This window comes from Microcoleus sp. B7-D4 (assembly GCF_036705125.1).
Classification (GTDB): Bacteria; Cyanobacteriota; Cyanobacteriia; order Cyanobacteriales; family Microcoleaceae; genus Microcoleus.
In genome coordinates this window covers 16172-28829 of record NZ_JAUBTT010000084.1, presented here as the reverse complement: position 1 = coordinate 28829, position 12658 = coordinate 16172, and the positions used below count along the sequence as shown (strand labels likewise).

Here is a 12658-nt window from a genome sequence, read left to right as displayed (position 1 = left end):
TCTTGCGGGACACCCCACAACAAAATTCATTCTTTGTGGAACAGGCATCTTGCCTGTTCTTGCGGGACACCCCACAAGAAAATTCATTCTTTGTGGAACAGGCATCTTGCCTGTTCTTGCGGGACACCCCACAACAAAATTCATTCTTTGTGGAACAGGCATCTCATTCTTTGTGGAACAGGCATCTTGCCTGTTCTTGCGGCCCACCCCACAAAAAAATTCCTTCTTTGTGGAACAGGCATCTTGCCTGTTCTTGCGATTGACTCTTGGGCGGGGCGGGTTTTCGAGATTATTGGTTTTAGGCAATTATTGTTGGTAAAACCCGCCCCTACGAGACATTGCTAAATTGTGGAACATTCGCCGACAACCATTCGGCGCGCAACTTTTCAATAGCTAATTCTTTAAATTTAGCTTCTACTTCAATCCAAGGAGCCTGATAATAGCAATTAGGCATTTCTGTAATTAAATCGCTGTGGCGCGGATCGGCAAAAAATTCTCTGCCATTCGATATATGCACTAATTGCCATTCAGGAACAGACCAAGTTGTGCGGGCTGCTGCGAGCATTTCGGCAACGCTGGGATCGTCGTAAGTTTCTAAATGTTCGTGAATGACGTGGTGGTGGGCGTCAAAAACCATTGGTACGCCGGTATCGAGACAAACTTCTAAAATTTCCGAGGAACTGTAAGCGTATTCGTCATTTTCAAAGGTTAAGCGCGATCGAATGGATTCTGGCAAGTCGCGGATGACTGATTTGAGCTGCGAAGTGCGATCGCTCTTGCCGCCGTGAATGTTCATCAGTGCCTGGGGCGATCGGGGCTGTCCCAACATATCTAAAATTAAAGCATGAGCCGCGAGAATTTTAATGCTGTTTTCAACCACAGAAAGCTTGTCGGAACTGAGGACGACAAATTGATCCGGGTGGAGTACCAAGCGGATGCCCAAAGACAAAGCGCGATCGCCCGTAGTCCGCAATTCCTCAGTCATGGAGTGTAGCACTGCTTCCCCCAAATCTGTATCTGCAAAAGGGAACAGTGCAGAAGTCATGCGGTAGAGCTTAATCTGATTAACGGAACAGAAGTCGATCGCTTTGTCAAGCCGCTTTAAGTTGTCTGTATAAAGCTCGCGCAATACTGTTTCTTGTTCAGTTTCCGAAAGCTGTAAAAGTCGCTTCCGCGTGACAGTGCGAAAGCGAACTTCATTGGATGTTGTAATACAGACTAACCCCAATTCCGGCAATTTGTCTTTTTGAAATAGTTGGTTAATCTCGCTCATTTCTCAATAATTCCTAACTTGAATTTTATAGGTTAAATAGTTTTGTAGTAAGGACTTTAGTCCTTTGTTCTGAAGCTGTGATATCAATTGGTTGTATCGGAATGATTAAACCACAGAGGGCACAGAGGACACAGAGAAAGAGAAGAGAGAGATAATAATTCCGATGTCAACGGATTTGATATGAGGTACTACTGAACCTGCCCAAATAGTCCGCCGGAGATTCTAATCCCTGGCGGACTATGGAAGTGCAAGATGTAATTAGTACAAACCGGATTTTTATCAAACATCTAATCAACCGCGTCGCAGATAGGATATCGATGACAATTTAATCGATATAACTATTGCTGTTCTTCGCCAGACTCAGCCTCTTCGTCGGGCCGCGCGGTGGCAACAGGATTTTCCATTGCTTCGTTATGGAACGGATAACCGGATGTTTCTTGATTTAGCGGGTCAGCGGGTTGGTCGTCAGGAGATGTAATTTGACCGTTAGTGTTGGTATTGGGTTTTGTGGAAGAGCCTTTATGGCTGGCGTGACCGCTACTCATCTTTTTTTCCTCAATTAGGTTTATGGAACAATTTCTAGCTTAGACTTAGCTGCTGCGGGCGATCGCCTATCTTAAGTCAGATATCTGCTTGAGTACATCGCACAGCAGAAAGTTTGTATTACTCTGCCATAGATTCGAGCAGACGACCAACTACAGGGTCAATCTGCCAGTAATCCTTACCGTCTTGCTTCTGATTTCCTAAATGCGAGACAAGACTGAGGAGTTCCGCCCATCGGAGAGTCTGCTTGACAATTTCAGGCGATACATCATCCAGAACCTCAATTAATTCCTCAACCACTGCTGCTTCTCCCCATTGGGCCAAAGTTCTCATTACCAGTTTTCTTTGAGGTTCGCAACCGTCAAAGCCCATTGAATTAATTAATTTATCAGATTTATTAAATTGATTCTTCAGTTCCGCCAAGGAATCTTGCCAGCGATGCGGATTAGCTTGGGAAAATTGATAGAATTTTTGCAACAGGTTTGACCAATTCCCTGTAACTTCCGTAATCTTCTTTCTAACTTCTAGTCCGCTGGGCAACTTAGCATCTTCCAACCAATGTCGCAGCGCCGCATCGTGCCAAGGTTTGAGGCTGAAAAATCTTAGTTCCTTAAAGGAATCTAAACCTATCGAATTAGGAATAACTAACTGCCAAGCCTTCTGAGGATCGGCGACAAAAACAAGCTGAATAAACGCTTCTTTCTTCAATCTTTTGATTTTCTTAATTGCCTCATCAACCCAATCCTTACTCCAAAGGGTGGTGGCTGATACAACAACGAGCGTGATATCTTTTTTACGATGGTAAATAATTTCTGTCAAACGCTGGCTGAAATCCGATAGGTCTGAGAGATTTTCTAAATAGTGATAGTGAATTTTGCAATCCTTCTTACTAGCTGCTGCTTCCATCATAAAAACTCTCAAATCGTCAATTCCTGCGGCTTGGCAGCCAAATATAATAGAGACACGATTCTCCGGGCGCAGCAGCTCTGATTCCTGTTGAACAGTTAAAGGACTGCGCCGGGAATCAGCTTTATTTTTGACAAGAGGAGACCGAAAAGTAGCAGGTTCGTATTCAGGTGGAGCTTCACGCGGTCTCAGAAGTTCTGCTTCAATTTCTGGTTGCGTACCCATAAGCAAGGCTAAATTAGAACTTCTCAGAGTGAAGTAACCTGGATTGGTTTCTCGTAAAACTCCTAATCCGACCATTTCTTCTAGTAAAGCCAGGATTTCATCTTCCGATGACCTTCCCGCGAATCCGTCAGACCACCAATACAAGACTTGTTCGCGAATCCAAGATACAGAAAACCCATCCTCCATGCCTGTTTCATCCTCCTGAGAGCCATCAGCAATCGAGTAGGCAATTACCTCGTAGCGCTTATCGAGCCCCAATGTCAACTTAAAGCGATCGCGAATATTATTGCGAAGGTCTTGACTTTGATAAGCTTCTTCTACATGGCGAGAAGTAATCACGTAAGGCGGACTAATTTTAGGATCGAAAGTAGGGACATCTGGGTTAGTAATGTGCTTGAGTAACTGCTCGCAATAGAGTTGAATCAAGCTCGGATAATAGTTAGTCTGCCAAAGAATGCGCGGGATTAAATCAAGTGATTCAAAACGATAGCCAAGACTAGCCAGCGGACGTTCTACCAAAGCTGTTGCCGCACGCATTTCACCATTATTCAGCAGAGGCCCAATGCAGATCGGCCTGCCAAAGTGAGCCAGCGGATGATTTGCTTGTCTAGTGGTTCTCAGAACGTTGTGCAATCCGGCAAAGACTACCTTAAAACGTCGGTCAGTTTCCATCATTAATTTTCTGAGTTCATCGCAGCGGAGGAAATCCTCCTTACCATCGGCTTCAAGGAAATTATCTGCCTCATCCAACAACAGCAAAAAGCGCCGCTGCTTGTCCAATTCCAGCCAATTTTTAATCCGCAGCAAGCTGCTTTCGCGAACGGAGTTGCGCCGATTGGTATCAGGAATTTTCAATTTATCCAATTCTCCGTTTAGTAAATCCCAAATCTTATCTAAAGCTTGGTTGCGTCCAATTTCTTTAATATCCAAAAATAGGGCGTTCCTTCCCGCGTCGGTTCCATGAAAAGTCCGGTGTACATACTTAAGCAAAACGGTTTTACCTAACTGCCGACCTCCATAAATCAAACAAGAACCAAGAGGATCGATTATGGATTCCCGTTCTCGTACTCGCCCGTAAAACATCTCAGGCGGAACCTCTCCTGCTGCGGTTTTATAAGGTTCTAAGAAAGTAAAGGGTAAGGTACAATCAAACAATACAGGTAAGCGTGTTTTTTGTTCTCCGCAAAGGTAGAGCATCAGCACATCATCTATCACAATGAAAGTGCTCCGACGCTGCCGACACAAATCAGCCAAATCTCGGCGTTTCTTTTCAGTCATTCGCCCAAAATGAAAGACGAATATCGGCCCTCCAAGAGCTGTTTCTCCAACGGCATTGAGGAGATCCTGTTCGTTCGGTCTATCCCATACACAAAGAATGCGGTAATGGCCCTTCGCGGCTGAACCATAGGCAGACACAGGACAGCGATTTTGGTCAAATATCGGCTCAGCATTAACGTCAATCCAGGTATTTTGTCCTGATTTTTTAAATGTAAGAGATGTTATGTTAAAACCGAGGTTGCTGAGAATTTGGCGAGCATCTTTCTCTGTGATTTCTTGCTTCCTTCCCTTGGCTGCAAACCAAGCGTCTAGCATATCAGCGGCTTTTTTGGCTTGAGTTCCTTGCGGTATCTGGATTTTTGCGATACTTTTCCCTTTGGAAATATTGGGAATTAGGTCTTGCTTTTTTTGTCGATCGCGATCGCACTCCTCAAGCACTTTTTCGATCGCAGCATACTTATGCTCGAAGAAGTCTTTAAAAGCATCTCTTTTTTCCTCTGGTTCAGGAAGCGATCGCCGCTCTTGCAGCATAGATATATATTCCTTAGCCGTCAGGATATCGCCTTGCTCCAATACACTGCAAATTCTGGTACGATCGGCATCTGCTATACCTGTTTGCTGAAGACTCTCTAATTCCTCGGATACTCGATCGATCTGTTCCTGGCGCTTGGCGCTAATTCCTTGACCGATCGCCCGAAGCAGCTCAATTTTTTCGGAAAACCGCCTGGTTGTTACATGAGCATTTTTAATGCTTTCAATCTGTGCTGCATAAGCACTTCTATCTGTTTCTCTTAGTAAACCAAAAGCTACGGCACTTTCGAGCTGTTTGCTAGTAGTCTCGACCTGCTCCTGCAAAATTCCTTGACACTCTTCAATCCGATTATTGCGTTCGTCCTTTAGCCGATCGAGGTCTAATGTTGATTCGGGGTTGTGTTCGAGGTATTCGATGATTTGCGCCGTAGCCTCGTGATTTCCGACCGCTTTTGAACTACAGACATAACTTTGCATATCGAATGCTTGTTGCCAATCCCAAATATCATTTTTGACTAACTCCAAAATTCCCTTTATACCCGCTTCAGGATTAGCGATATCTAGTTCCCAGTCATCGTCGATCGGGATAGATGGCATTCTTAACAGCTCCGCGTGCAGGATATATTTTGGGTCAGGTTCTGCGGTTGACAATTCGGTATCTGGATCGAAGATATTGCCGATGTCTTCCACAGCTTTTCGGCAACAGGCAATACCAGCTAAAATAAACACTGGAGGTTTTGTCGCCTCAAAGGTATCTAATTCTTGGAGAACCATATCTTGAAGATTCTCAATATCTTGTTTTAACTGTTTGGCTTCTTTCTGAAGATAATTTTCGCTTTCAGCTAAGCGCGATTCCTGCTCCTTAACCCAGCGACCCACCCAATTCAAAAATTGCCGAGCGCGAGAGCGAAGCTGAATGAGGGCTTTACCTGTAATGATACCAGCACCTTTAGGGCGACGAATTTTGCGCTCTGTTCGCTGAATTTCCCCGTCTAGATTGGACTCATTAGATAATCTCTCGATCTGCTTCTTGAGGAAGGGAAGTTGGCTCAAATCTTTTTGCTTGATGGGAAGCCACAGAGTGTAAAAAAGTTCACCGGGATTCAACCACTCGACCCAAACTTTCTTTGCATGACCGTAAATCAAATCTTGTTGTGGCGCTTGAGACCACCAATCCTCGATTTTCATATACAAATCGTCTAAATCTTTTTGCAAGGCTGCCAGAGTTTTTGCTTTCTTGATGGCTTTTGTATCTAGGGCCCGCTGCCGATCGCCGTGTCTGGCGATAATTTGGCAATAATCGTACAGTTTGTCGAGTCCAGCTTTACCGAATTGAAGCTCCTGGAAAAGGTGCGAAGCACCGGTATTTGGGGCTAGTAAAGACGGTCGCATTGCTGCTGCGGCTAAGAGCAAGCTTACGGCTTGATTCCATTCACTTTTTTCGGGTAATGAATAGCTGGCGGTGTAACTGGTGAAGTCATCTTTAAGCAGATTTGCAAGTTTTCCATATCCTACATCATCGCGCAGGTTTTGTCCTAGCAATACTGCTCTAATTAAATGCGGTGGCAGGTGCGGTTCAAAGTTGGAGTATTGTTTTTCAAAGCAGCGAGCTAAATGAAACGCAAGGCTGAGTTTTTCTTCAAGAATCAGCCGCCAAACTAAGTCGCGCAAAACTGCTGGACGTTCTCGATCGGGGTCGTCCAAGATGGATTGAGCGATTTGTTGAGCGGTATCATTGGGCGAGAAGCTGTAGAGAGACTGTTTTTCTTCTCTTTTTTTATTTCCCGGCTTGTCAACTTCTTTTCCTTGCTTATTTTCCGAATTTTGCTGATTTATCTGAATTGTGGGTGGCAGTTCTATGGGTGGAAAATTAGGGATATTTTCAGCGGTTGGCTGCGCGATCGCCTCCTCTGTCAATACCGAGTTCAACTCTGCTAATGGTGGTTGTTCGACAACAGGAACAGTTTCAGATTCCGGCTCATAAACTAAGGAAGTTTCGTCTAAGTTATTGTTAGTAGAAACCGCAGGCAAATCTGGTATTGTTTCCGACTGAATAATCAGTTTACCTCTGACTGCTGCCATCGCCAGAGTTCTTTCAAATGATTTTGCTACGGCATCCTGTAAAGAAGCTAAATGCTCGTCATCTGCTGCTTCCCATTCTGCAATTAGTGTTAGCAGTTGGCAGAATGGATGATTACCGTCAGCCAAGAGTTGGGTGTAGGGATGCAAGTCAGACTCCTGGGATTCGGAGATGGCGCGTTGAAGTTCGCGGGCTGTTTTCTGACATTCCAGCAATGACTGAAAATTGCTCTCTACTCGATGGGCGATCGCTAAAACTCGTTCCAGAACCCTCAAAGCAGAGTCGCGGACAAGAGCGATCGCACTTTTTTGCTTCTCGGCCAAATCCACACGCTCAAGTACAGACTTGATATCTGCTAAAGAATCAATTTCTTCAACTTTCAGCGTTGTCGATACTGCAAAATATTCAGCCAATTCTAGCACATTATCGCGAAGCTGAATAAACTTTTTATGGGACTCATCAAGTTCTTGAATCAGCTCTTTAGATATAGGTATACCAGGGTTTAGCAATTTTCGACTCGCCTCTGACAGCCGTTTCTCTAGTTGGGAAAAAACATCTTCTAGTGCGGTGAGTTGTTTGAGTAAGTCTGCTGAATTGTGTTTCATCGGTTTAATCGCTCCATTCAAGTTATTTTCTCTCAGTTCGGCAATGTGGAAATTATGCTCATTCAAATTTGCATAATTCAGATTGTTTTGACTTCCATCGGTTCTCGACAAGTAAGTCTCCTCCAATATAGTTTCTTCTATATTTGATTCTTCTATGAAGTTGTTAAAAGGAATTAATGGTTCTGTCATATTAGCTGTATCAACTATTTTATCACGAACAGGCTCCTGTAAGAAAGTGTCGCGGCTGCGAGACAAGTTTTCTGAGATATTGAACTGTCTGGGCTGCATCGGTTGGGCGATCGGTCTTTTTGTCTGAGTTTGGTCAATCCCTGTAGGGCGAATACATTCTTTTAAAATACTGTTGCGGTTGGGATGGCGCAATCTTAGTAAAGCCTTAGCCTCAATTTGCCGAATCCGTTCGCGGGTAACATCAAATATATTACCGATTTCCTGTAGACTTTTCTCGCGGCCATCATCCAATCCGAATCGCATCCGAATAACGTCACGTTGTCTAGGACCCAGAGTATCTAAAACGCTTTCTAAATCTTCGGCAAACAAATTTTTATATACTTTTTCTTCTGGTGTTTCTCCATCGAATTTAATCAACTCTCCCAATGTATAGTCTTCATCATCACCCATTTTAGTATCTAAGGAAATGATAGATTTAGCCGATTGAACAACAAAGCGCAATTTGGCAATTGTTATCTCCATTTTAGTCGCGATTTCTTCTTCCGTAGGCTTGTGGCCGATTTCTTGAGAAAGCTGTTTGGTAGTTTTCTTGATCTTCGAGATAGTTTCATAAACGTGAACTGGTAGGCGGATAGTCCGCGATTGATCGACAATAGCCCGCGTAATTGCCTGACGAATCCACCAATATGCGTAGGTGGAAAACCTGGTTCCCATCGTGCAATCAAACTTTTCTACAGCCTTGATTAAACCGAGATTTCCCTCCTGAATCAAGTCTAATAAATCCAGCCCTCGATTTTGATATTTTTTAGCGATTGAGACTACCAGCCGCAAGTTAGACTCTACCATTTTGTCTTTCGCTTTTGGGCTGGCCTCTAATTCTAACTCAGAAAATTTTCGAGCTAATTCAATCTCTTCGTCAGCTTTGAGCATGGGAATTCGACCGATCTCTTGCAGATAAACGCGAAGCGAATCTGGCGGTATACGGTCTTCTTTAAATTTGATGCTGTCAGGAAGAGTTTTATGCCAAGCTTCATGAAATTCGTCAAAGTTGCTAAATCCGTGATTTTTATGCAACTCTGCCAAGGAAAGAGCGAAGAGATTTTTTAAATGGGAGTTTGTAGGACTGTCGAATGGGATATCTTTAATATGTTTGACTTTTCCTAATACATCTTTAGATTCATTGCCTTTGTCGGGGCGGCGGTTGATAATGGATAAAGTCAGAGTTTGTCCATGCTGGAATAGAATTATCGCGGGCTTGAGAAAGAGTTTATTAATCTCGCGGACAATGCCGTCAAGCTGTTCGCTAGTGTAGGTGCTACGCTGCAATTTTATTGCGAAAAACAAGTAGGAAGAAATGAAAAACGTATTTTCTCCCTTAGCTCTTGTCTCCAAGGATAATTTTAGCTGGTCATCACCCGCAATTTCATCCCAAGTGAGCTGAAATAAAAAATCAACAGTTAGCCATTCATTTAACAGAGCTTTTTGGTGATTTAGCTTTTTATCACTATCAAATTTGGCAATAAAATTATCCGAACTCTTAGGATAAAAGGGAAGAGTTTTATCACTGCGGTAGCCAAGAGCTAAAAACAAATTTCTAGCGTTATCGGCAAGTTTTCCCTTGACAAAACTACTTAAATCTTGATTGATAGATGCTTTGGCTTGTTGTTCGCTGACGCTCATTTAATCACCAGCCAGGTAATTAGTTCAAAATCAGTTGTTGCTTTAACCTGATGCGCTTGCTCAACCAACACAGCACTGCGGCTAGACAGCAGGTGGCCGATGAGCCGCTTGTTGTAAATACCTGCAATTGAATCAACCGCCCGCTTAAGCAAATCGTTATACAAACTCATATCAAATCCGTTATTAGTTTGTCTATCGAACAAGTTGCACAACTCTTCATAAGGAACACAACACCCAGCGCAGAGCAACTGATATATTTCAAGTATTTGTTTGGGTTGAGCAAAAGTTAATCGCACTTTATTATTTTCTCCAACGTAAACTAAAAAGTATGGTTGCAGCGGGTTGACGGTTTTATTATCAAGACAATCGCCTTTTTGTTTGAGGCAAAAAATTACGCCCGGAGCAATTATCGGGTACTCCGAGTTAGTTGGAACTACTGCATAGAGTCCTAAAGGGGCATCTTGGAGTAGTTTGCGGTTGCTCTCAATGTATTTGGCTAGTTCCATTCGGAAATCATCGAGAGTGAATTCCGTTAGGGCTACAGTCTCGGTGAAATCTTCGAGATCCAGCACCTCGTCTTTCAATCGCAGCAACTGCTTGTCGCGGTATTTCAAATCACTCTCAATCAGTTCTTGAATCTCCTTTGCCTCCAGCAGGTTATCTTCAAATGTACCAGCCATGTCCGCTAAAGCCATCCGTGCTTCTACTCGATTTTTCAGATTGATGTATTGATCCAAGTCCTCTGTCGGCCAAAAATTAATTAATTGTACCGTGTGGTTGGGGCTGCCAATGCGATCGCACCTACCGAACCGCTGGATAATTCTGACTGGGTTCCAGTGTATGTCGTAGTTAATCAGATAATCACAATCTTGTAAATTTTGCCCTTCCGAAATACAATCAGTGGCAATTAATAAATCAATCTCGCCGTCTTGCTGCATAGATGGAATTTGGGCGCGTTTCTTGGCGAAAGGCGAAAAATTTGTCAGGATGTGATTGAACTCGTTTTTGCCAAAGGTAGTCTTATTTGCCGCCGATCCCCCAGTCACCAAAGCTAAGTTAATTTTCAATTCTAATCTTGCCCATTCCCGCAATCCTTCGTAGAGATAGACTGCCGTATCTGCAAAGGCAGTAAAGACTAAAACCTTGCGATTTGGTTTGCCATGCTTGTTAGTCGTAGGATGCTTGACTTTCTCGGCGATCAGTGCTTTTAACTCAGCCAGCTTGGCATCGCGTTCCACAGAAATGCTTTGGGCAGAATTGTAAATTTTTTTAAGCTGTTCCTTGTCGCGTTTCAGGTCTTTTAACCAGGTTTCGACATCGAGGTGCGCCATTTGAAATATCAGCTTCTGACCTACTTGCATGGCATCTTGCAACTCTTCATCGTCCAAGTCTTCAATCATCCAATCGCTGAAAGTTACTGTCTGGTTAGCGTCGCGAGATTGCTGCAATTGCTGAAAATTTTTAATTTTTGTCTCTAGATCTCCAGTTTTTTTAATCGTGCGCTCCATTGTCAGCGCAAAGGAACGGATGGAGCTTTCTAAGCGTTTAAGAAAATTGACTTTCATCATGCCGATCAAACAGCGTTCGCGATCGCTCTGTTTGAAATTTCGCACTCCTTTATTTTCATACACCGAACGGTATGGCGGCAGGACATATTTTGAAGGGTTGAATAGCGAGAGTTGATATTTAGAAATTTCGCTGTTAAGCTGTTCGTAGGACAGGAACTCACCCTTTAGGTCAATCTCAGGAAATACCGAAATGGGTTTGAGCCGTTCTGGAAAGCCGCCTAATTGGGCGATCGCATCTTTATAGTATTTTTGAATGTGCTTGCGCGATCGTGCGATCGTCAATTCGTCAAGCAGTTTGAAAAAAGCAGAACTTAGTTCTTCCAGCAGTTCGCTAGTTTTGCGATCCCTACTTTTCTTGGCCCACTTGGTAAATTTCCCCTGAGCATCAGCTAGTGTAGCGCGCAGACTGGCAATTCCCAGCGATTCGCTAAACGCAGCATCGCGACCTTCTGTGATAAAATAAAGTTGATTCCGCAAATCCTTTAAATCATTGTTAACCGGAGTTGCTGATAAGAGTAGCACCTTAGTTTTGACACCGCTCTTGATAATGTCATCCATCAGCCTTTCGTAACGGCTTTTTCTAATTAGATTGCCAAATTCGTCCCGTTTACTCTTGATGTTGTTGCGGAAATTGTGGGATTCGTCAATAACTACCAAGTCATAGTTGCCCCAATTAATCTTTTCTAAATTAAGATCCCCAGAGTAACCGGAATCCCGGCTCAAGTCGGTGTGAGACAGGACTGCATAGTTAAAGCCGTCTTTAAGAAAAGGATTCAGTTCGCTATTGTTCTGTGCTAGATATACCGTCCAATTCTCGCGGAGTTTTTTGGGACAAAGAACCAAAACTGTTCCTTTATTGCGAAGTTCAAAATATTTGATCACCGCTAGAGCTTCAAATGTTTTACCTAAACCAACGCTGTCAGCAATAATACACCCGTTATATCGTCCGATTTTATTGATAGCAGCCTTAACTCCGTCTTTCTGAAATTCAAATAGAGATTTCCAAATTTCTGTATTAAAAAAGTGTAACTGTTCGCTGAGAATATCGTTTTTTTCTAGGTCATCGAGGAAAGTCTCGAAGATATGAAACAGAGTTTTGTAGTAGATAAACTCAGGAGAATTGTTCTGGTAAAGTTGCTCTAGGTACAGCAGCACATCTTGTTTGACATCTTCGATTAGTTCGGCATCATTCCAGAGTTCATCAAACCAGGCTTTCAGGTCGCGGGTATCCCGTTTGCTATCTACTTCTAAATTGAGTTCAATATTGTTGTTTTTCCTACCTAATCCCAGTCCCCGCACGGTAAAATTAGAACTGCCCGTAATAGCATTTTCACTTCCGTTATGAGCAATGTGATACATTTTGCCGTGCAGTAAATTAGATTGCTTGACCGACCGTATCTGTACTTTTTTCTCAATCCATTCTGCACATTCTTTCGCAACCCGCTTTTGCTCCAACCGATTTTGTAGCTGCAAGCCCTCATCCTCAATTTGGAAAGCCTTTTTATCAGTTTTACTTGGATCAAGTGACTTGATGAAGCGCGGTTCGCCAAAGAGAAATTTCAAGCTTTTAATACTTAGAAGTTGTTCTTTCAAAGCATCAAAAGCATAAATTGTAAAGTAAGCAGAAACAATTGACAAGGTTGAGTTTTCCTCAACCTTGGCTTTCAAAAAATCGCCCACAGTACCCCGGCGGCGGTTGTCTCTAATTGCCGACTTTGGGAGAGAAGCATCATCCTGTGACATAGCCTACCTTTATGCGGTTGTTGCACTAGGCTATATT

At 43.2% G+C, this 12658-nt stretch carries 5 protein-coding genes; 1 reads left to right on the top strand and 4 read right to left on the bottom strand.

Annotated elements, in window-relative coordinates; genetic code table 11:
- The coding region (locus tag QUB12_RS27875; RefSeq protein WP_333309344.1) for a hypothetical protein at positions 1-263 on the top strand (263 nt) is incomplete at its 5' end.
- Positions 264-328: 65 nt separating this feature from the next.
- Here the strand turns inward: QUB12_RS27875 and uvsE are convergent.
- The 4 genes from uvsE to QUB12_RS27855 all read right to left on the bottom strand — a co-directional run bounded on the left by uvsE (position 329) and on the right by QUB12_RS27855 (position 12621).
- Positions 329-1273 (bottom strand): UV DNA damage repair endonuclease UvsE, encoded by a 945-nt coding sequence (uvsE, locus tag QUB12_RS27870; protein ID WP_333143430.1) that lies wholly within the window; start codon positions 1271-1273, stop codon positions 329-331.
- A gap of 338 nt (positions 1274-1611) precedes the next feature.
- On the bottom strand, positions 1612-1818 hold the full coding sequence (locus QUB12_RS27865; protein WP_172190898.1) for a hypothetical protein: 207 nt from the start codon (positions 1816-1818) through the stop codon (positions 1612-1614).
- Positions 1819-1936: 118 nt separating this feature from the next.
- Positions 1937-9310, bottom strand: coding sequence for a sigma-70 family RNA polymerase sigma factor (locus QUB12_RS27860; protein WP_333309349.1), 7374 nt, complete (start codon positions 9308-9310; stop codon positions 1937-1939).
- Positions 9307-12621, bottom strand: a complete 3315-nt coding sequence (locus QUB12_RS27855) for a helicase-related protein (RefSeq protein WP_333309343.1) — start codon at positions 12619-12621, stop codon at positions 9307-9309. The genes QUB12_RS27860 and QUB12_RS27855 overlap by 4 nt, the downstream gene beginning before the upstream one ends.
- Positions 12622-12658: the final 37 nt, after the last annotated feature.